Here is a 21815-nt window from a genome sequence, read left to right on the forward strand (position 1 = left end):
TTCCCCGCCATGCCCCAGCTGCCCACCCGCAGAGGACTGCTCTTCGGATCCGCCGCCGTCTCCGCCGGAGCCCTCCTCACGGCTTGCACCAGCAACGAGCCGAAGGACTCCAAGCCGGCCGCGGACAGCCGGCCGGCCGCCGACGACAAGCCCGGCAAGCACGTCACCATCGGCTTCGCCGGACCGCAGGCCGACCACGGCTGGCTCAACGCCATCAACGACAACGCCAAGAGCCGTGCCAAGAAGTACTCCGACGTCACCCTGGAGATCACCGAGGGCTCCAACGACACCGCCCAGCAGATCGGCCAGATCGAGACCCTCATCAACAAGAAGGTCGACGTCCTGGTGGTGCTGCCCGCCGACGGCAAGGCCCTCACCCAGGTCGGCCTGAAGGCGATGCGGGCCGGAATCCCGGTCGTCAACCTCGACCGGGTCTTCAACACCCCGCAGGCCTACCGCTGCTGGATCGGCGGCGACAACTACGGCATGGGCCTCAACGCCGGCCACTACATCGGCGAGAAGCTCAAGGGCAAGGCGAACGCCAAGGTCGTCGAACTGGCCGGCCTGGACAACCTGGAGCTGACCAAGCAGCGCACCCAGGGCTTCGACGACGCGCTGAGGAACTACCCGAACATCCGCAAGGTCGCCCGCCAGGCCGCCGAGTTCACCGTGGAGTCCGGGCAGGCCAAGATGGCCCAGCTGCTGCAGGCCCAGTCGGACTTCGACGCGCTGTGGAACCACGACGACGACCAGGGCGTCGGCGCGCTGCGCGCGATCGAGCAGGCCGGGCGCGACGACTTCCTGATGGTCGGCGGCGCGGGCGCGCTGTCCGCCCTCCAGGCCATCAAGCAGGACAACGGCGTGCTCAAGGCGACCGTGCTCTACCCGCCCACCATGGCCGCCTCCGCCATCGACCTCGCCCGCGCCCTCGGCCAGGGCAAGGGCGTCGGCGGCCTCGCCGAGTTCGAGATCCCGGCGTCGATCACGCTCTACTCGGCCGTCGTCGACAAGACCAACGTCGACCAGTACATGCCCATCGGCTTCCGCTGACCGGCGGGCCAGGGCCGCACGCCCCGCACCCCCCACCACACCGCCACACGTCGTCAGGACGAGGACGGAGGACTTACCCCATGGCACAGCCGCAGCAGTCAGACGGGACCCAGAGCCCGACGAGCCCGGCCGGCTCACCGGGCCGGGACAGACCGCCGCTGCGCGTCGGCATGGTCGGCTACGCCTTCATGGGCGCCGCCCACTCCCAGGGCTGGCGCACCGCGGGCCGGGTCTTCGACCTGCCCCGCCGCCCGGAACTGGCCGTGATCTGCGGCCGCGACGGGGCGGCCGTGCGCGCGGCGGCCGACCGGCACGGCTGGGCGGCGGCCGTCACCGACTGGCGGGAGATGGTCGAGCGCGACGACGTCGACCTCGTCGACATCTGCACCCCCGGCGACAGCCATGCCGAGATCGCGCTGGCCGCGCTCGCCGCCGGCAAGCACGTGCTGTGCGAGAAGCCCCTCGCCAACACCGTCGCCGAGGCCGAGGCGATGGTCCGCGCGGCGCGGGAGGCCGAGGCACGCGGCCAGGTCGCGATGGTCGGCTTCAACTACCGCCGGGTCCCGGCCACCACGCTGGCCCGCCGCATGGTCGCCGAGGGCCGGCTCGGCACCCTGCGCCACGTGCGGGTGACGTATCTCCAGGACTGGCTGGTGGACCCGGCCTTCCCGCTGACCTGGCGGCTGCGCAAGGAGCAGGCGGGCTCCGGCTCGCTCGGCGACCTCGGCGCGCACATCGTCGACCTCGCCCAGTACCTCGCGGGGGAGCACCTGGCCGGGGTGTCCGCCCTGACGGAGACGTTCGTGCGGGAGCGCCCGCTGCCCGCCGGTGCCGTCACGGGCCTGTCCGCCGGGACCGCCGCCGCCCGCACCGGCACGGTCACCGTGGACGACGCGGCCCTGTTCACCGGCAGGTTCACCTCCGGCGCCCTCGCCTCCTTCGAGGCCACCCGCTACGCCACCGGCCGCAAGAACGCCCTGCGCATCGAGCTGAACGGGGAGCGCGGCTCGCTCTCCTTCGACCTGGAGCGGCTCAACGAGCTCTGGTACCACGACGGCACCGAGCCCGGCGAGCACGCCGGCTTCCGCCGCATCCTCGTCACCGAGCCCGAGCACCCCTATCTGGACGCCTGGTGGCCGCCCGGCCACGGCCTCGGCTACGAGCACACCTTCGTCCACCAGGCCCGCGACCTCGTCCACGCCGTCGCCGAGGGCCACAGCCCCGAACCCTCCTTCGCCGACGGGCTGCAGGTGCAGCGCGTGCTCGCGGCGGTGGAGGAGAGCGCCGAGAAGAACTCCGTCTACACGCCCGTCGCGCTCTGAGGAGAAGCCACCGACATGCCGCGCCCGTTCACGCTGTTCACCGGCCAGTGGGCCGATCTGCCCCTGGAAGAGGTCTGCCGCCTGGCCCGCGACTTCGGCTACGACGGCCTGGAACTCGCCTGCTGGGGCGACCACTTCGAGGTCGACAAGGCCCTGACCGACCCCGCGTACCTCGATTCCCGGAAGACCCTGCTCGACAAGTACGGCCTGAAGTGCTGGGCGATCTCCAACCACCTGGTCGGGCAGGCCGTGTGCGACGCCATCATCGACGAACGCCACCAGGCCATCCTGCCGGCCGCGATCTGGGGCGACGGCGACCCCGAGGGCGTACGCCGGCGGGCCGCCGCCCGGATGAAGGACACCGCGCGTGCCGCGGCCGCGTTCGGCGTCGACACCGTCATCGGCTTCACCGGCTCCGCCATCTGGCACCTGGTGGCGATGTTCCCGCCCGCACCCGAGGCGATGATCGAGCGCGGCTACCAGGACTTCGCCGACCGCTGGAACCCGATCCTGGACGTCTTCGACGCCGAGGGCGTACGGTTCGCGCACGAGGTCCACCCCAGCGAGATCGCCTACGACTACTGGACCACCCAGCGCGCCCTGGAAGCGGTGGACCACCGCGCCGCGTTCGGCCTGAACTTCGACCCCTCCCACTTCGTGTGGCAGGACCTCGACCCGGTCGGTTTCCTGTGGGACTTCCGCGACCGGATCTACCACGTCGACTGCAAGGAAGCCCGCAAGCGCCTCGACGGACGCAACGGCCGCCTCGGCTCCCACCTGCCCTGGGGCGACCCCCGGCGCGGCTGGGACTTCGTCTCCGCCGGCCACGGCGACGTCCCCTGGGAGGACGTCTTCCGCATGCTGCGCTCCATCGGCTACCAGGGCCCCATCTCCGTGGAGTGGGAGGACGCCGGCATGGACCGGCTCCAGGGCGCCCCCGAGGCCCTGACCCGCCTCAAGGCGTACGACTTCGAACCCCCGTCGGCCTCCTTCGACGCGGCGTTCGGCAACTGACCACCCCGTAAGAGGCACCTCTCCGGGATGACGGCGCATCCCGGCGTTCGCACCCGCCCGTACAACCGGCCCCTTTCTGGAGGCAATTCGTGCACGGGAACGACCGCACCACCAGATCCCCCCGCTCACGTCTGCGCACGGCACTCGCCCTGTTCGGCGGCGCCCTGCTCGCGGGCGCCACCCTCACCCTCACCACACCCCCGGCCGGCGCAGCCGTCGCCGACCAACAGGCCCTCGCCGGCGAGGACTTCCAGCAGGTCACCCTCGCCAAGGGCGAGGCGGAGGTCGGCGAGCCCATGTCGCTCGCCGTCCTGCCGGACCGCTCCGTCCTGCACACCTCCCGCGACGGCGAGCTGCGCCTGACCGACGCCGCCGGCAACACCAAGCTGGCGGGCAAGCTCGCCGTGTACTCCCACGACGAGGAGGGCCTGCAGGGTGTCGGCATCGACCCGGACTTCGCCAGCAACCGGTTCGTCTACCTGTACTACGCGCCCCCGCTGAACACCCCGGCGGGCGACGCCCCCGAGAACGGCACCGCCGCCGACTTCGCCCCCTTCGAGGGCGTCAACCGGCTGTCCCGCTTCGTGCTGAAGACCGACGGCACCCTCGACACGGCCAGCGAGAAGCAGATCCTCGACGTCCCCACCACCCGCGGCCTGTGCTGCCACGTCGGCGGTGACATCGACTTCGACGCGGCCGGCAACCTCTACCTGTCGACCGGCGACGACACCAACCCCTTCCAGTCCGACGGCTACACCCCGATCGACGAGCGAGCCGACCGCAACCCCGGCTTCGACGCCCAGCGCACCGCCGGCAACACCAACGACCTGCGCGGCAAGATCCTGCGCATCAAGGTCAACGCGGACGGCTCGTACTCCATCCCCGAGGGCAACCTCTTCCCGCCGGGCACGGACAAGACCCGCCCCGAGATCTACGCGATGGGCTTCCGCAACCCGTTCCGGTTCAGCGTCGACAAGAAGACCGGCATCCTCTACGTCGGCGACTACGGCCCCGACGCCGGCTCCGCCAACCCCAGCCGCGGACCGGCCGGCCAGGTCGAGTTCGCCCGCGTCACCGCCCCCGGCAACTTCGGCTGGCCGTACTGCACCGGCGCCAACGACGCCTACGTCGACTACGACTTCGCGACCAGGACCTCCGGCGCCTCCTTCGACTGCAACGCGCCGAAGAACACCTCCCCGCACAACACCGGCCTGACCGACCTGCCCCCGGCCCAGCCCGCCTGGATCCCGTACAACGGTCCGTCCGTGCCCGAGTTCGGCGACGGCTCCGAGTCCCCGATGGGCGGCCCGGTCTACCACTACGACCCCGCCCTCGACTCGCCCGTGAAGTTCCCCGAGGCCTACGACGGCGACTTCTTCGCCGGTGAGTTCGGCCGCCGCTGGATCAAGCGCATCACCAGCGACGCCGACGGCGCCGTGCAGTCGATCAACGACATCCCCTGGTCCGGCACCCAGGTGATGGACATGGCCTTCGGCCCCGACGGCGCCCTGTACGTCCTGGACTACGGTCTGTCCTGGTTCGGCGGCGACGACAACTCCGCCCTGTACCGCATCGAGAACGCCACCGACGGCCACTCCCCGGTCGCCCAGGCCGCCGCGGACCGCACCAACGGGCAGGCCCCGCTGAAGGTGCAGTTCTCCTCCGCCGGCACCAGCGACCAGGACGGCGACGCCCTCACCTACAGCTGGGACTTCGGCGACGGCACCAAGTCCACCGAGCAGAACCCGGTGCACAAGTACAAGAAGAACGGCACGTACACGGCCACGCTGACCGCCGGGGACACCACCGAGCGCACGGGCAGCGCGAGCGTGCAGATCGTGGTCGGCAACACCGCGCCCAAGGTCACCCTGGAACTCCCGCAGGACGGCCAGCTGTTCAGCTTCGGCGACGCCGTGCCCTTCAAGGTGAAGGTCACCGACCCCGAGGACGGCACCGCGGTCGACTGCTCCAAGGTCACGGTCACCTTCGTCCTCGGCCATGACACCCACGGCCACCCGCTGACCTCGGCCAACGGCTGCGCAGGCACCATCCAGACCACCGCCGACGGCGGCCACGACCAGGACGAGAACATCTTCGGTGTCTTCGACGCCCAGTACACCGACCTCGGCGGCGGTGGCCAGGCCCCGCTCACCACGCACGCCCGCCACGTCACCCAGCCCAAGCACCGCCAGGCCGAGCACTTCGGCGACAGCTCCGGTGTCGGAGTCATCGACAAGGCCGGTGCCAACGGCGGCAAGACCGTCGGCGACATCGACAACGGCGACTGGATCTCCTTCACGCCGTACGTCCTGAGCGACGCCACCAAGATCACCGCCCGGGTCTCCTCCGGCGGCGCGGGCGGCACCCTTGAGGTGCGCGCCGGCTCCCCGACCGGCACCCTGCTCGGCAAGGCGGCCGTCCCGGTCACCGGCGGCTGGGAGACCTTCCAGGACGTCGAGGCCGGCCTCTCCCGCGCACCCCGTGGCACCACCACGCTCTACCTGGTGTTCAAGGGCGGCACCGGAGCCCTGTTCGACGTGGACGACTTCACCTTCACGACCGGCTGAGAGGAGGCCGCCATGCGAACCGTCACCACCCTCACCACCGCCGCCGCGACCGCGGCGCTGCTGCTCGGCTGCGCGACCGGCCCGGCGGCCTCCCAGCCGGGCGCGGACGGCAAGCGGGTGCTGGTCTTCTCCAAGACGGCCGGTTTCCGCCACGACTCCATCCCGGACGGCGTCGCCGCCGTGAAGCAGCTCGGCGCGAGCGGTGGCTTCACCGTCGACGCCACAGAGGACGCAGGCGCGTTCACCCCGGGCAACCTGCGCCGGTACGACGCGGTGGTGTTCCTGTCCACGACCGGTGACGTCCTGGACGCCGCCCAGCAGAGCGCCTTCGAGGACTACGTCCACCACGGCGGCGGCTACGTCGGCATCCACGCCGCCGCCGACACCGAGTACGACTGGGCGTTCTACGGCGGCCTGGCCGGCGCGTACTTCCAGTCGCACCCGGCGATCCAGCCCGCCACCGTGAACGTGGAGGACCGCGCCCACCCGGCGACGGCCCACCTCGGGCCCACCTGGGACCGCACCGACGAGTGGTACAACTACCGCACCAACCCCCGCGAGCGGGCGCACGTCCTCGCCTCGCTGGACGAGTCGTCGTACAGCGGCGGCACCATGAACGGCGACCATCCGATCGCCTGGTGCCAGGAGTACCAGGGCGGCCGTGCCTTCTACACCGGCGGCGGCCACACCAAGGAGTCCTACGCCGACCCCGCCTTCCGGCAGCACCTGCTGGGCGGCATCCGGTACGCCATCGGCGCCGCCCAGGCCGACTGCCGCCCGGAGAACGGCTACCGGCCGCTCTTCGACGGCACCTCCCTGGAGGGCTGGCGGCAGGCCGGGCCCGGCTCCTTCACCCTGTCCGACGACGGCACGCTCACCTCGTCCGGCGGGCTGGGCCTGCTCTGGTACGCGGGGCAGAGCTTCGGGTCGTACTCCCTGAAGCTCGACTGGAAGGTGGCCGGCGACGACAACTCCGGTGTGTTCGTCGGCTTCCCGCCCTCGGACGACCCGTGGTCGGCCGTGAACAACGGCTACGAGGTCCAGATCGACGCCACCGACGTCCCGGAGAAGACCACCGGGTCCGTCTACGGCTTCCAGTCCGCCGACCTGAACAAGCGCGACCGTGCGCTGAACCCGCCGGGGGAGTGGAACACCTACGAGATCCGGGTGCAGGGCGAGCGCCTGCGCGTCTGGCTCAACGGGGTGAAGATCAACGACTTCACCAACACCGATCCGGCCCGGAGCCTGAAGGACGGGCACATCGGCATCCAGAACCACGGAGCCGGTGACGAGGTGTCCTTCCGCGACATCCGGATCAAGGAACTGCCCGCCAAGGGCGACTGAACGGCGGCGGGCGGGGGACGCCGGACTCCCGCCCGCCGTCTCTTCCCCCACCCCTTCCCCGGGGTTCGCACGCGACAAGGAGGCTGCCCATGTCCGCGTCCCGTACCGGAGTCTGGCTCATCGGCGCCCGCGGTTCGGTCGCCACCACGGTGGTGGCGGGCTGCGCCGCGCTGACGGCGGGCCTGCACCCGCCGACCGGGATGGTCACCGAGACCCCGGCGTTCGCCCCGGCCGGTCTGCCCGCACTGGGCTCCCTGGTCTTCGGTGGTCACGACACCGTCGACTGCCCGCTGCCCAAGCGGGCCGAGCACCTGGCCTCGGCCGGGGTGCTGCCGCACGGACTGCCGTCGGCCGTCGCCGCCGAAGTGGCCGCCGCCGACCGGGAGATCCGGCCCGGCGGACCCCTGCCCGGCGACACCAGGGACGCGGACGAGCTGATCGAGACGTTCGCGGCCGACCTCACCGGCTTCCTGCGCGGAAACGATCTGGCACGGGCGGTCGTGGTGAACGTCGCCTCCACCGAACCGGCCCCCGCCGACGGCGAGTTGCCGCCCAGCTCCCTCTACGCGGCCGCCGCCCTGCGCGCCGGCTGCCCCTACGTCAACTTCACCCCCTCCACCGGACTGCACCACCCCGCGCTGGCGGCTTCGGCCGCGGCGAGCGGACTGCCGTACGCCGGACGCGACGGCAAGACCGGGCAGACCCTGCTGCGGTCCGTGCTCGGGCCGATGTTCGCCCAGCGCTCGCTCACCGTGCGGGCCTGGTCCGGCACCAACCTGCTCGGCGGCGGCGACGGCGCCGCCCTCGCCGACCCGGCCGCCGCGGCCGCCAAGAACGCGGGCAAGGAACGCGTCCTCACCGACACCCTCGGCGCCGTCCCCGAGGGCGAGGTGCACATCGACGACGTACCGGCCCTCGGCGACTTCAAGACCGCCTGGGACCACGTCGCCTTCGACGGCTTCCTCGGCGCCCGCATGGTCCTGCAGACCATCTGGCAGGGCTGCGACTCCGCCCTCGCCGCCCCCCTCGTCCTCGACCTGGCCCGGCTGACCGCCCGCGCCCACGAGGCGGGCCTGGCCGGCCCGCTCACCGAACTCGGCTTCTACTTCAAGGACCCGGTCGGGGACGGCCCGGCCGCCCTCGGGGAGCAGTACGCGGCCCTGCTGCGGTTCGCCGGGCGGCTGAGCGGGGGACAGCGGTGAGCCCCCGGCTGCGCGCCTGGGCCGAGCTGCTGCGGCTGCCCGCCCTGTGCACGGTCCCCGGCGACGTCCTGGCGGGGGCCGCGGCCACCGCCGTACGGCCCGACCGGCGCACCCTCCTGGCCGTCGGCGCCTCCGTGTGCCTGTACGAGGCAGGCATGGTCCTCAACGACTGGGCGGACCGCGCCGAGGACGCCGTGGACCGCCCGCACCGGCCGCTCCCGTCCGGCCGCGTCCGCCCCGCCGCGGCCCTCACGGCGGCCGGTGCGCTCACGGCGGCCGGCCTGGGCCTCGCGGCCCGCGCCGGCCGCCCCGCCCTCACCGTCGCCGCCCCGCTCGCGGCCACCGTCTGGGCCTACGACCTCGCCCTGAAACACACCCCGGCCGGCCCCGTGGCCATGGCGGCGGCCCGCGGACTCGACCTGCTGCTCGGTGCCGCCGCCACCGCCGGCCGTACCCGCGCCGCCGTGCCGTCGGCGGCCCTGCTCGCCACCCACACCCTCGCCGTCACGACGGTCTCCCGCACGGAGACCCGCGGCGGCTCCACCGCGGCCCCCCTGGCCGCCCTGGCCACCACCGCCCTGCTCGCCCACCGACTCCCGGCAGCCCGCGGCGACGCAGCCACCCGCGGACTGCCGGGCCCCACGCAGGCCTCCGGCACCGGACAGCACTCGACCGCCGCCCTCGGCGCGGCGGGGCAGGCCGGGGCGGCGGGGCGTGCCACGGCTGCCGGAGCTCTCGCCGCGGCAGTCCATGCCAGGGCGGCCCTGCTTGCCAAGGGCGCCGAGGCACCCGCCGTGGCGGAGCCCGCCGCCGGGTTGCGGCCCGCCGCCGCGACCGCCGCCCCCGGCCCTGCCCGCCACGCCCCGCGCCTCGGCGAGGCCCTGGTCCCCGCCCTCGCCGCCCTCTACGCCGCCACCGCCGTCCGCCCCTACACCCACGCCGCCCTCAACCCCTCACCGGCGCTCACCCAGCGCGCCGTCGGCGCCGGCATCCGGGCCACCGTCCCGCTCCAGGCCGCACTCGCCGCCCGCTCCGGCGCCCGGGCCGGCGCGCTGCTGGTCGCCGCCCTCGCACCCCTGGGCGCCCGCCTGGCGAGGAAGGTGAGCATCACATGAGCCTGAGCTTCGGCTACGGCACCAACGGCCTCGCCGACCTGCGCCTGGACGACGCCCTCGCCCTGCTGGCCGACCTCGGCTACGACGGCGTGGGTCTCACCCTCGACCACATGCACCTCGACCCGCTGGCCCCCGACTGCGCCCGGCGCACGTCCGCGATCGCCCGGCGCCTGTCCGCGCTGGGCCTGACGGTCACCGTCGAGACCGGCGCCCGCTACGTCCTCGACCCGCGCCGCAAGCACGGCCCGTCCCTGCTCGACGCCGACCCCGACGACCGTGCCCGCCGCACCGACCTGCTGCTGCGCGCCGTACGGATCGCCGCCGACCTCGGCGCGCACGCCGTGCACTGCTTCAGCGGCGTCACACCGGCCGGCACCGACGAGGACACCGCATGGAAGCGGCTCGCCGAGGCCCTGGCGCCCGTGCTGGACGCGGCCGGCGCCGCCGGCGTCCCGCTCGCCGTGGAACCCGAACCCGGCCACCTGCTGGCCACGCTCGACGACTTCCACCGCCTGCGCCGCGCCCTCGGCGACCCCGAACCCCTCGGCCTCACCCTCGACATCGGCCACTGCCAGTGCCTGGAGCCGCTGCCGCCCGCCGACTGCGTCCGGGCCGCCGCCCCCTGGCTGCGGCACGTGCAGATCGAGGACATGCGCCGCGGCGTGCACGAGCACCTCCCCCTCGGCGACGGCGAGATCGACTTCCCACCCGTCCTCGCCGCCCTCGCCGGCACCGGCTACCAGGGCCTCACCGTCGTCGAACTGCCCCGCCACTCCCACGCCGGCCCCCACTTCGCCGCCCTCTCCCTGCCCTTCCTCCGGCACGCACAGGAGAGCACCACATGACCCACCTACCCGTGGACGACCTGCGCGAGCGCCTCCCCGGCGCCGCGCGCGCCTGGCTCGACCAGGCCCTGGACGAGGCCGCCGCGCACCCCGGCGCGCACGGACCGATCTCCGTGTGGGAGCTGCGCCTGGCCGAGGCCGGCCGGCGCTGCGGCCCCGAGCACGCGGCGGCCGCCCGCGCCCTCATCCTCGACGCGGCCCGCCCCGACCCGGACACCCTGACCCGCGTCTACGTCCAGGGCACCGCCGAGGAACGCCTCGCCGTGCTGCGCGCGCTGCCCCGGCTCGTGCCCGGGCCACAGGCCGTGGCGCTGGTCGAGGACGCGCTGCGCACCAACGACACCCGGCTGCTGGCCGCCGCCGTCGGTCCGTACGCCGCCCGCCACCTCGATCAGCACGGCTGGCGGCACGCCGTACTGAAGTGCCTGTTCACCGGTGTGCCCGTGGACGCGGTCGCCGACCTGGACCGCCGGGCCCGCGGCGACGCCGAACTCGCCCGCATGCTGGGAGACTTCGCCGCCGAACGCACCGCCGCCGGCCGCTGCGTACCCGACGACCTGCGCCGCGTGCTCGCCCTGACCGAGGAGGGGGATCAGTGATGCGCATCTTGGACCCGCACATCCACATGACGTCCCGCACCACCGACGACTACGCGGCCATGCACGCCGCCGGGGTGCGCGCCGTCGTCGAGCCCGCCTTCTGGCTGGGCCAGCCCCGCACCGCGCCCGCCACCTTCTACGACTACTTCGACTCCCTGCTCGGCTGGGAGCCGTTCCGCGCCGCCCAGTACGGCATCGCCCACCACTGCACGATCGCCCTCAACCCGAAGGAGGCCAACGACCCGCGCTGCCTGCCCGTCCTCGACGAACTGCCGCGCTACCTCGTCAAGGACCGCGTGGTCGCCGTCGGCGAGATCGGCTACGACTCCATGACACCCGCCGAGGACAAGGCCCTGGCCGCCCAGCTCCAGCTCGCCGCCGACCACGGCCTGCCCGTGCTGGTGCACACCCCGCACCGCGACAAGCTCGCGGGACTGCGCCGCACCCTCGACGCCGTGCGCGAGTCGGCGCTGGAGCCGGAGCGGGTGCTGGTCGACCACCTCAACGAGACCACGGTGAAGGAGGCCAAGGACAGCGGCTGCTGGCTGGGCTTCTCCGTCTACCCGGACACCAAGATGGACGAGGCCCGCATGGTCGCCGTCCTGCGCACCTACGGCCCCGAGCGGGTGCTGGTGAACTCGGCCGCCGACTGGGGACGCAGCGACCCCCTCAAGACCCGCAAGGTCGCCGACCTGATGCTGGCGCAAGGGTTCACCGAGGACGACGTCGACCGGGTGCTGTGGCGCAACCCGGTCGAGTTCTACGGCTTGAGCGGCCGCCTCGACCTCGACGTCACCGCCACCGGCCCCACCCATGAGGGCAACTCCGTGCTGCGCGGCGGGGAGTGACGCCGATGCGCTTCCGCCACCCCGACGGATCCACGATCCACCTCGCCTACTGCACCAACGTCCACCCCGCCGAGACCCTCGACGGCGTCCTCGCCCAGCTGCGGGACCACTGCGAGCCGGTGCGCCGCCGCCTGGGCCGCGACCGCCTCGGCATCGGCCTGTGGCTCGCCCACGACGCCGCCCGCGCCCTGGCCGCCGACCCGGCCGCGCTGCGCGCCCTGCGCGACGAACTCGACCGGCGCGGCCTGGAGGTCGTCACCCTCAACGGCTTCCCCTACGAGGGGTTCGGCGCCGAGGAGGTCAAGTACCGGGTGTACCGCCCCGACTGGTCGGACCCGGAGCGCCTGGACCACACCACCGCCCTCGCCCGCATCCTCACCGCCCTGCTCCCGGACGACGTCACCGAGGGCAGCATCTCCACGCTGCCGCTGGCCTGGCGCACCAGAGCGGACGCCCACCGGGCCACGGACGCGCTGCGTGTCCTGGCCGAACGCCTCGACGCTCTGGAGGAGCTGACCGGCCGCAGCGTGCGGATCGGCCTCGAACCGGAGCCCGGATGTGTCGTCGAGACCACCGGTGACGCCCTCGCCCCGCTCGCCGCGATCGGGCACCCCCGCATCGGCGTGTGCGTGGACACGTGCCACCTCGCCACCTCGTTCGAGGACCCGGACACCGCCCTGGACGCACTCACCGCCGCCGGCGTCCCCGTCGTCAAGACCCAGCTGTCCGCGGCCCTGCACGCCGAGCAGCCGCACCTGCCCGAGGTCCGCGACGCGCTGGCCGCCTTCGCCGAACCCCGCTTCCTGCACCAGACCCGCACCATGACCACGACGGGCCTGCGCGGCACCGACGACCTCGACGAGGCCGTGACCGGCGGCACCCTGCCCGACGCCACGCCCTGGCGGGCCCACTTCCACGTGCCGCTGCACGCCGACCCCGCCCCGCCGCTGACCTCCACCCTGCCCGTCCTGAAGGCCGCCCTGGCCCGGCTGGCCGGCGGACCGCGCCCGCTCACCCGCCACCTGGAGGTCGAGACCTACACCTGGCAGGCCCTGCCGCCCGAGCTGCGCCCCCGCACCCGCGACCGGCTCGTGGAGGGCATCGCCGCCGAACTCACCCTGGCCCGCGACCTGCTGACCGACCTCGGCCTGAAGGAGCTGCCATGAGCACCGCCGAGCCGACCCCCCTCCTCGTCCTGGACGTCGTCGGCCTCACCCCGCGCCTGCTGGAGCACATGCCCCGCCTGCGAGCGCTCGCCGAGGCCGGCTCCCGTGCCCCCCTGGACACCGTCCTGCCCGCCGTCACCTGCTCCGTCCAGGCCACCTTCCTCACCGGCGCCCACCCCGCCGGGCACGGCATCGTCGGCAACGGCTGGTACTTCCGCGACCTCGGCGACGTCCTGCTGTGGCGCCAGCACAACGCCCTGATCGAGGGCGACAAGGTGTGGGACGCCGCCCGCCGCGCCCACCCCGGCTACACGGTCGCCAACGTGTGCTGGTGGTACGCCATGGGCGCCGACACCGACTGGACGGTCACCCCCCGCCCGGTCTACTACGCCGACGGCCGCAAGGAACCCGACTGCTATACCTGGCCCCCGGCCCTGCACGACGAACTCACCGAGCGGTTCGGCACCTTCCCCCTCTTCCACTACTGGGGCCCGACCGCCGACCTCACCTCCAGCCGCTGGATCATCGACGCCACCCGGCACCTCAACCGCACCCGACGGCCCGACCTGACGCTCTGTTACCTGCCCCACCTCGACTACGACCTCCAGCGCCACGGCCCCGACGACCCGCGCTCCCACCGCGCCGCCGCCGAGCTGGACGCCGCCCTCGCCCCGCTGCTGGACGACGCCCGCGATGAGGGCCGCACCGTGCTCGCCCTGTCGGAGTACGGCATCACGTCCGTGCGCCGCCCCGTGGACATCAACCGGGCCCTGCGCCGCGCCGGACTGCTCCAGGTGCACACCCAGGACGGCATGGAGTACCTCGACCCGATGGCCTCCCGCGCCTTCGCCGTCGCCGACCACCAGATCGCCCACGTCTACGTCCGCCGCCCCGAGGACCTGGCCGCCACCCGCGCCGCCCTCGACGGCCTGCCCGGCGTCGCCCAGCTGCTCGACGACGAGGGCAAGAAGGCCCACCACCTGGACCACCCCCGCGCCGGCGAACTCGTCGCCGTCGCCGAGGAGGAGGCCTGGTTCACGTATTACTACTGGCTCGACGACGCCCGCGCCCCCGACTTCGCGCGGCTCGTCGACATCCACCGCAAACCCGGCTACGACCCGGCCGAGCTGTTCATGGACCCGCTCGACCCGTATGTGCGACTGCGCGCGGCCGGCGCCCTGGCCCGCAAGAAACTCGGCATGCGCTACCGCATGGCGGTGGTGCCCCTCGACCCGGCACCCGTGCGCGGCAGCCACGGCCGCCTCCCCACGAGCGACGACGACGGTCCGCTCCTTGTGTGCTCCACCCCCCGCGCCGTCGGTGACCGTGTCGCGGCCACCGACGTGAAGTCCCTCCTGCTCCACCTCGCCGGTCTGGACGGACCGGCGCACACTGGCGAAGAGAGGCACCCGTGAACGACACGCACACCCCCGACGAGCAGCTGCGCCGCTCCCTCGGCATCGGCCGCCGCTCCTTCCTGAGCACCTGCACCGCCGTCGCGGCGGGCGCGATCGCCGCACCCGTCCTCGGCGCGGCCCCCGTGCACGCCGCCACCCCGGCGGCCGAGGACGGCGGCGCCGCCAGAGGGCACGAGCTGGTGCCCGCCGACCGGCGCGGCATCATCCTCTACACCGTCCGCGACGCCATCGGCCGCGACCCGCTGACCACCACCCTGCCCTCCGGCTTCCGCGCCGTCTTCGAGCAGCTGGCCCGGTTCGGCTACCGGCAGGTCGAGTTCGCGGGCTACGGCCAGCACGCCAACGCGCCCGGCGGTGCGAACCTGGAGTCCGTGCAGGGCGCCCGGCTGCTGCGCGGCTGGCTCGACGACTACGGGCTGCGCGCCCAGGGCAACCACGGCTTCATCCCGCCGTCCTGGCCGCTGACCAGCGCCGACCTGGACACCTTCAAGAAGCACCTGGAGATCGCCAACATCCTCGGCATGGCGCACATGGGCACCGGTGGCGACCCCACCTCCAGTGCCGTCAAGTCCGACTGGGACGTGGCCGCCGACAAGTGGAACGCCCTCGGCGAGATCGCCCGTGCCGCCGGGATCAAGCTGTACACCCACAACCACGACGCGGCCTACGGCTTCCTGCTGGACGGCGGCCCGCTGGACGCCCAGGGCCGGCCGACCCGCAGCTCCGGCCTGCGCAAGCTGGAGTACTTCCTGACCGTCACCGACCCGCAGCTGGTCTGGCTGGAGATGGACGTCTTCTGGGCCCATGTGGCGCAGTACAAGTTCCGCACCTACACCGCCCACGACGGCTCCACGCAGACGGACATCTTCGACCCGGCCGGCCTGGTCGAACGCAACAACCTGCGCTACCCGCTCTTCCACGCCAAGGACGGCGTCGTCAACACCACCAACGGCATGGGCTACGACATGGTGCCGTTCGGCACCGGCGTGATCGACTACACCACGTTCTTCTCCCGTGTCGGGCACCGCAACTACCACAACCCGATGGTCGAGCAGGACAACGCGCCCAGCGCCACCAACCCGGGGCAGTCGCTGGAGCACGCCGCGATCGGCTACCGCAACATGGCGGCCCTGCGCCGCAAGTAGCGCACCCATGAGGAGGGGCCTCCCCGGCGTCGCGGGGGAGGCCCCTCCTCAGGTGTCGAGCCGTGATCTCAGCCGGTGGACGCGCGCCCCGGCTGGCGCAGCAGCAGCGCGATCGCCGCCGCCACCATCGACACCCCGCCGGCCAGCGCGTACGCGCCGTTGTAGCCCCACGCCGAGACCACCATGGAGCCGAGCCCGCCGCCGAACAGGCCGCTGATCAGCTTGCCGCTGTACACCAGGCCGTAATTGGTGGCGTTGAAGTTCTCGCCGAAGTAGTCCGGGGTGAGCGCCGCGAACAGCGGGTAGAACGCGCCGCCGCCGAAGCCGGACAGGAACGCGAAGAACAGGAACAGCCACTCGCTCTTGACGTCCCCGGCCCAGATGACACCGAACTGGGCGAGGCCCAGCACCACGATGACGAACACCAGGGTCGTCTTGCGGCCCCACAGGTCGGACAGCCAGCCGACCACCGCGCGCCCGATGCCGTTGATGACGGCCATCACGCCCATCGAGGACGCCGCGACCAGCGGTCCGAAGCCGACCTCCTTGGCGAAGTCCACCTGGAAGGAGATGCCGAAGATGGACACACCCGCGGTCATCACGATGGTGATCCACATCAGCGGCAGCATGCCGGTCCTGATGGCCTCCTTCGGCGTGAACTGCCGTACCGCGGGCGGGTTCTTGGCCAGGCTCGACGCGCTCTTGGTGGCGCCGGAGTGCGACAGCGGGTCGATGTCGGCCGGCCACCAGTTCTTCGGCGGGTCCTTGAAGAAGAACGCGCAGACCGCCACCACGACCAGCACGTACACGCCGATCAGGTCCAGCACCTCGTCGTAGTTGCCGGTGTCGAAGGCGTAGTTGAAGATGAAGATGAAGGGCAGCGAGCCGTAGGCGAAGCCGCCGTTGACGAAGCCGGTCTTCGCGCCGCGCCGCTCCGGGAACCACTTGCCGACCATGTTGATGCAGGTCGCGTAGATCAGCCCGGAGCCCACCCCGCCGACCACGCCGAAGCCGAGGATCGCGAGCAGCACGTCGTCCAGGTGGGACAGGGCCAGGAAGCCGAGCAGACACAGCACCGAGCCGGCGTACATGGCGCGGCGCGCGGTGAGGATGCCGCGCTCGCGCAGCCAGCCCGCCGGGAAGGCGATGCCGGCCTGGAAGAACACCCAGACGCTGAGGATCCAGAAGGTGTTGCTCTGCGTCCAGCCGTGGGCCTCGGAGAGCGTGTCCTCGGCGGAGCCGTAGGCGTACTCCGAGACGCTGATCGCCATCATGGATATCCACGGCAGGTACACCATGAGCCTGCGCGAGTGACCGAGGATGTCCCGGTCGGTCTCGCCGACGCGGTAGACCCGTCCCCGGGCGTCGGTGACTTCGCGGTACGAGCGGTTCGCCGCGCCGGGGTCGGCCGGCGTGTTCCTTGCTGCCATCGGATCAGCCGTCATGTGGCCATCTCCTCGCCGAGAGGGTGGGGGTTGGGGACGATGCGCCGGGCACCGAGCCGGCCCGGCGGAGTGAGGAACAGCGCCAGAGCGGCGCAGGCGAGCCCCGAGCAGCCCGCCAGGACGAAGGCACCGTGGGGGGAGCCGAGCAGGAGGGGGAGCGGCAGGACGCCGGCCGGCAGTCCGTTCACGCTCGCGACGTGGTTATCACCGAAGTGGTCCGCCGTCATCGCGGTGACCAGCGTCAGGACGGCCGAGGCGGCGAGCCCCACGACCCCGGCACAGACCGCCGCCGGCCAGGCCGCGCTCGCCCGGCCGGCGGCCGGCAGCGCGAACTGTACGGCGCCCAGGACCGCCAGCGCCGCGACCAGCGTGACGCGCCGGCCTGCGAGGTCGGACAGGACCCCGGCCCCGCCCGCGGCGAGGGCCGCCGCGAGCACGGCCGCCCGGCCGGACGGGGTGAGCACATGGACGTCCAGGACGGTGATCCCGGCCGCGCCGAGCAGGCACAGCCCCGTCAGCCACCACACCGGGGTGCGGGCGGCCTCACCGGCGGTGTGCTGCCGTACCGCGGGCGGGTTCTTCGCCAGGACACGCCGGGCGACGGGATCGTCCGGCACCCGGAGCGGATGGGGGTGCGGCGGCCACCAGTCGCGCGGCGGCTCGCGCAGGAACCGTCCGGCCACCGCCACCACCAGGCACACTCCGGCGCCCGTCGCGGCGAGCCCGGCCGGTTCCAGGCCGAGCAGAAGAGGTACGGCCGCGACGGCGCACCCGCTCACCACGAACCCCGTCGGCCCGCCCCGGCGCTCCGGGCACCACCGGCCGGGCGACGTCAGACAGGTCGCACACACCAGCCCGGCACCGGCGCCACCGACCGCACCGGCGACCGCGAGCCCCGGTGCGAAGGTGAGCGCGAGGCACGCGAACAGCATCCCGAGCGCCCCGCCCGTGACGGCCGTACGCGCCGGGAGCCGGCCGCCGTCCCGCAGCCACCCGGCCGGGAAGGCGACGGCTGCCTGGGCGAGCACCCACAGACGCGGATCACCGGCGCCGGCCACGGCGTAGGCAGCCCCGGCACAACCGACACCCGCCATACCCACCCAGGACAGGACGACCATCCGGATCCGGCCGCACCCCAGCAGATCGGTGTCGCTCTCGCCGACCCGGTACACGCGGCCCCTGCGGTCCCGCACCTCCCGGCAGTCCGGGGAGGCGGGGGGATCGGTGGTTCTCACGACTACACCCCTTGCGTCGAAAGTTCTGGCCAGCGCCCCCTGTCCATTGCCTTTCGTGCGCGCGCGGGTCCCGGGACCGGCCGACGCGCACCGCCGGCCGGCCCCTTCGTCACTCACCTCATGAACCACCCCCCAGCAGCCCCGCCGCCCGCGCCCACCGGTACTTCGCGCCGAGCACCGCCACGGGCTTCTCCGTCGTGTACGGGTAGGCCACGACCCCCCGCTCGAAGAGGTACTGGCAGGCCGCCTCGACCTCCACGTCCCCGGCGAGCGAGGCCACCACGGGCTTGTCGATGCCGCGCTCGCGGAACTCGGCGACCACCCGCGCGGTCAGCTCCGCGAAGACCATCGGCGGTGTGACGATGGTGTGCCAGTAGCCGAGCACCAGCGCGTGGATGCGCGGGTCCTCCAGCCCCAGCCGGATCGTCGCCTCGTACGTCGACGGCGGCTCGCCCCCGGTGATGTCGACGGGGTTGCCGGCCGCGCCGAACGGCGGGATGAAGCGGCGGAACGCCTCGTCCAGGTCAGGCGGGATCTCCATCAGAGACAGCCCGTTGTCCGTCACCGCGTCCGACAGCAGCACCCCGCTGCCCCCGGCCCCGGTGATGATCACGACGTTGTCGCCGCGCGGGGTGGGCAGCACGGGCAGCGCGCGGGCGTACTCCAGCATGTCGTTCAGGCCCGGCGCCCGGATGACACCGGCCTGCCGCAGGATGTCGTCGTACACCGCGTCGTCGCCCGCGAGCGCCCCGGTGTGCGACCCGGCCGCTCTCGCCCCGGCCGCCGTACGGCCCGCCTTGAGCACCACGACCGGCTTCTTCGGCACCGTCGCCCGCGCCGCCTCCACGAAGGCACGTCCGTCCTTGAGGTCCTCCAGGTGCATGGCGATGCACTCGGTGTGCGGGTCCTCGCCGAACCAGGTCAGCAGGTCGTCCTCGTCGAGGTCGCACTTGTTGCCGAGCCCGACGATCGCCGACAAACCCGTCTTCGTGGTGCGGGCGAACCCGAGGATCGCCATGCCGATCCCGCCGGACTGCGAGGTCAGCGCCACCCCGCCCTTGACGTCGTACGGCGTGCAGAACGTGGCGCACAGGTCCTGCCAGGTGGAGTAGTAGCCGTAGATGTTCGGGCCGAGCAGCCGTACGCCGTGCCGCTCGGCGATCGCCACGATCTCCGCCTGGAGCGCGTGCTCGCCGGTCTCCGCGAACCCGGAGGGGATGAGGACGGCGTTGGGGATGCCCTTGCGCCCGACCTCCTCCAGGGCGCCCGCCACGAAGCGGGCGGGGATGGCGAAGACGGCCACATCCACCTCACCGGGAACGTCCGTGACACTCTTGTACGCCTTGCGGCCCAGAATGTCATCGGCCCGGGGGTTCACCGGATGGATGTCCCCGGCGAAACCGCCGTCGACGAGGTTGCGCATCACCGAATTGCCGATCTTGCCCTGCTCGTTGGAGGCGCCGATCACGGCGACCGAACGGGGCTGCATCAGCCGGCGCATCGAGGTGAGGATCTCCTGGCGCGTGTAGGTGCGGCGCGGCGCCGGCTGCCGCTCGGCGAGGATGACCCGGATGTCGGCGGCGACCGCGCCGTCCGGTGTGGCGATCACCGGGTTGAGGTCCACCTCGGCGATCTCCGGGAAGTCCGCGACGAGATGGGACACGCGGCGGATCTGCTCGGCGAGCGCCCACCGGTCCACGCCCGCCTGCCCGCGCACCCCGCGCAGCACGTCGGCCGCCTTGATGGAGTCGAGCATGGACAGCGCCTCGTCGGCGCCGACCGGCGCGAGGCGGAACGTCACGTCCTTGAGCACCTCGACGAGCACCCCGCCGAGCCCGAACGCCACCACCTTCCCGAAGGTCGGGTCGGTGACCGCGCCGACGATGACCTCCTGCCCCGGCGGCAGCAGCTCCTGCACCTGCACGCCCTCGATGCGGGCCCGCGCGTCGTACGCCCGCGCGTTCTGCACGATCCGGTGGAAGGCGGCCCGTACCTCCGTGGCGCCCTCCACGCCGACGACGACCCCGCCGGCGTCGGTCTTGTGCAGGATGTCCGGCGAGACGATCTTCATCACCACCGGCCCGCCGAAGCGCGCCGCGGCCGCCACCGCCTCGTCGACGTCCCGCGCCAGCGCCTCACCGGGCACGGCGATGCCGTACGCGTCGGCGATCACCTTCCCCTCGGGCGCGGTGAGCGCGGTGCGCCCCTCGGCGCGCACACGCTCCAGCAGTGCGCGCACCCTCAGCTCTCGGTCCTCGGCCATCACCTCAGATCACCCCGTCCGACTTCAGCAGCCGCAACTCCTCGTCACCGAGACCGAGTTCGCCGACGTAGACCTCCGCGTTGTGCTCGCCGAGCAGCGGGGAGCCGGTGACCTCGACGGGGGAGTCGGACAGCTTCAGCGGGCTGCCGACCGTGACGAACTCGCCGCGCTCGGGGTGCGGGACGCGCACGATCATCTCGTTGGCCACCAGGGAGGCGTCCTCGATGATCTCCTTGGTGGACAGGATCGGCCCGCACGGGATGTTGTGCGCGTTCAGCCGCTCCAGCACCTCCCACTTGGGCAGCGTCGAGGACCACTCCTCGATCAGCTGGAACATCTTGTTCAGCTTCGGCAGCCGGGCCTCGGGCGTCGCCCACTCGGGATCGTCGGCCAGCTCGGGCCGGCCGATGAGCTCGCTGATCGGCCGCCAGCCGACCGGCTGCACGATGACGTACACGTAGTCGTTGGGGCCGCCCGGCGCGCACTTGACCGCCCAGCCGGGCTGGCCGCCGCCGGAGGCGTTGCCGGAGCGGGGCACCTCGTCGCCGAAGTCCTCGTTCGGGTACTCGGCGAGCGGTCCGTGCGCCAGGCGCTGCTGGTCGCGCAGCTTGACCCGGCACAGGTTGAGCACCGCGTGCTGCATGGCCACGTTGACCCGCTGTCCGCGCCCGGTGCGCTCGCGCTGGAACAGCGCCGCGAGAATCCCGGCGACGGTGTGCACACCGGTGCCGGAGTCGCCGATCTGGGCGCCGGTCGCCAGCGGCGGGCCGTCCTCGAAGCCGGTGGTGGCCATCGACCCGCCCATGGCCTGCGCGACGACCTCGTACGCCTTGAAGTTGGTGTACGGCCCGTCGCCGAAGCCCTTGATGGAGGCGTAGACGATGCGCGGGTTGATCTCCTGGATGCGCTCCCAGGTGAAGCCCATCCGGTCGACCGCGCCCGGCCCGAAGTTCTCCACCATCACGTCCGAGCGCCGGATCAGCTCGGTGAGGATCTCCTTGCCGCGCTCGGTCTTGGTGTTCAGGGTGATGCTGCGCTTGTTGCAGTTGAGCATCGTGAAGTAGAGGGAGTCCACGTCCGGCAGGTCGCGCAGCTGCTTGCGGGTGATGTCCCCGGTCGGCGCCTCCAGTTTGATCACGTCGGCGCCGAGCCAGGCGAGCAGCTGGGTCGCGGACGGCCCGGACTGGACGTGCGTCATGTCGAGCACGCGGATGCCGTCAAGTGCCTTGGCGGTCAT

The 21815-nt window shown here is 72.9% G+C and carries 17 protein-coding genes; 13 read left to right on the forward strand and 4 right to left on the reverse strand.

Annotated elements, in window-relative coordinates; genetic code table 11:
• The first annotated feature begins 9 nt into the window (after positions 1-9).
• The 13 genes from C3489_RS25965 (at position 10) to C3489_RS26025 (ending at position 15635) form a co-directional block, all read left to right on the forward strand.
• The gene (locus tag C3489_RS25965; protein WP_103784493.1) at positions 10-1050 is read left to right on the forward strand and encodes a substrate-binding domain-containing protein; all 1041 of its coding nucleotides are present in this window, start codon (positions 10-12) and stop codon (positions 1048-1050) included.
• An 80-nt stretch (positions 1051-1130) separates the two neighbouring features.
• Complete coding sequence (locus C3489_RS25970) at positions 1131-2372, forward strand: Gfo/Idh/MocA family protein (RefSeq protein ID WP_103784494.1); 1242 nt, start codon at positions 1131-1133, stop codon at positions 2370-2372.
• A gap of 15 nt (positions 2373-2387) precedes the next feature.
• Positions 2388-3386, forward strand: coding sequence for a sugar phosphate isomerase/epimerase (locus C3489_RS25975; protein WP_103784495.1), 999 nt, complete (start codon positions 2388-2390; stop codon positions 3384-3386).
• Positions 3387-3475: 89 nt separating this feature from the next.
• Positions 3476-5953, forward strand: coding sequence for a PQQ-dependent sugar dehydrogenase (locus C3489_RS25980; RefSeq protein ID WP_103784496.1), 2478 nt, complete (start codon positions 3476-3478; stop codon positions 5951-5953).
• 12 nt (positions 5954-5965) lie between these two features.
• Positions 5966-7297 carry a ThuA domain-containing protein gene (locus C3489_RS25985; RefSeq protein ID WP_103784497.1) on the forward strand — a complete coding sequence of 444 codons (1332 nt, stop codon included), beginning with the start codon at positions 5966-5968 and terminating at the stop codon, positions 7295-7297.
• 89 nt (positions 7298-7386) lie between these two features.
• Positions 7387-8499 (forward strand): inositol-3-phosphate synthase, encoded by a 1113-nt coding sequence (locus C3489_RS25990; protein ID WP_103784498.1) that lies wholly within the window; start codon positions 7387-7389, stop codon positions 8497-8499.
• On the forward strand, positions 8496-9614 hold the full coding sequence (locus C3489_RS25995; RefSeq protein WP_103784499.1) for an SCO3242 family prenyltransferase: 1119 nt from the start codon (positions 8496-8498) through the stop codon (positions 9612-9614). Before C3489_RS25990 ends, C3489_RS25995 begins: the two co-directional genes overlap by 4 nt.
• On the forward strand, positions 9611-10459 hold the full coding sequence (locus C3489_RS26000) for a sugar phosphate isomerase/epimerase (RefSeq protein ID WP_103784500.1): 849 nt from the start codon (positions 9611-9613) through the stop codon (positions 10457-10459). The genes C3489_RS25995 and C3489_RS26000 overlap by 4 nt, the downstream gene beginning before the upstream one ends.
• Complete coding sequence (locus tag C3489_RS26005; protein ID WP_181139845.1) at positions 10456-11058, forward strand: EboA domain-containing protein; 603 nt, start codon at positions 10456-10458, stop codon at positions 11056-11058. Before C3489_RS26000 ends, C3489_RS26005 begins: the two co-directional genes overlap by 4 nt.
• Positions 11058-11906 (forward strand): TatD family hydrolase, encoded by an 849-nt coding sequence (locus C3489_RS26010; protein ID WP_103784501.1) that lies wholly within the window; start codon positions 11058-11060, stop codon positions 11904-11906. Before C3489_RS26005 ends, C3489_RS26010 begins: the two co-directional genes overlap by 1 nt.
• Positions 11907-11911: 5 nt before the next feature.
• Positions 11912-13072 (forward strand): metabolite traffic protein EboE, encoded by a 1161-nt coding sequence (gene eboE / locus C3489_RS26015; RefSeq protein WP_103784502.1) that lies wholly within the window; start codon positions 11912-11914, stop codon positions 13070-13072.
• Positions 13069-14487, forward strand: coding sequence for a nucleotide pyrophosphatase/phosphodiesterase family protein (locus C3489_RS26020; protein ID WP_103784503.1), 1419 nt, complete (start codon positions 13069-13071; stop codon positions 14485-14487). The genes eboE and C3489_RS26020 overlap by 4 nt, the downstream gene beginning before the upstream one ends.
• Positions 14484-15635, forward strand: coding sequence for a sugar phosphate isomerase/epimerase (locus tag C3489_RS26025; protein WP_103784504.1), 1152 nt, complete (start codon positions 14484-14486; stop codon positions 15633-15635). The genes C3489_RS26020 and C3489_RS26025 overlap by 4 nt, the downstream gene beginning before the upstream one ends.
• Before the next feature lie 68 nt (positions 15636-15703).
• Here the strand turns inward: C3489_RS26025 and C3489_RS26030 are convergent, their stop codons facing one another.
• The 4 genes from C3489_RS26030 to frc all read right to left on the reverse strand — a co-directional run bounded on the left by C3489_RS26030 (position 15704) and on the right by frc (position 21815).
• Complete coding sequence (locus C3489_RS26030; protein WP_181139846.1) at positions 15704-17080, reverse strand: OFA family MFS transporter; 1377 nt, start codon at positions 17078-17080, stop codon at positions 15704-15706.
• The gene (locus tag C3489_RS38815) at positions 17077-18315 is read right to left on the reverse strand and encodes an MFS transporter (RefSeq protein WP_181139847.1); all 1239 of its coding nucleotides are present in this window, start codon (positions 18313-18315) and stop codon (positions 17077-17079) included. Before C3489_RS38815 ends, C3489_RS26030 begins: the two co-directional genes overlap by 4 nt.
• A gap of 118 nt (positions 18316-18433) precedes the next feature.
• Positions 18434-20578 carry an acetate--CoA ligase family protein gene (locus C3489_RS26040; RefSeq protein ID WP_103784519.1) on the reverse strand — a complete coding sequence of 715 codons (2145 nt, stop codon included), beginning with the start codon at positions 20576-20578 and terminating at the stop codon, positions 18434-18436.
• 4 nt (positions 20579-20582) lie between these two features.
• The gene (gene frc, locus C3489_RS26045) at positions 20583-21815 is read right to left on the reverse strand and encodes a formyl-CoA transferase (protein ID WP_103784506.1); all 1233 of its coding nucleotides are present in this window, start codon (positions 21813-21815) and stop codon (positions 20583-20585) included.

Origin of the sequence: Streptomyces sp. Ru71 (assembly GCF_002920535.1) — a bacterium.
GTDB lineage: Bacteria > Actinomycetota > Actinomycetes > Streptomycetales > Streptomycetaceae > Streptomyces.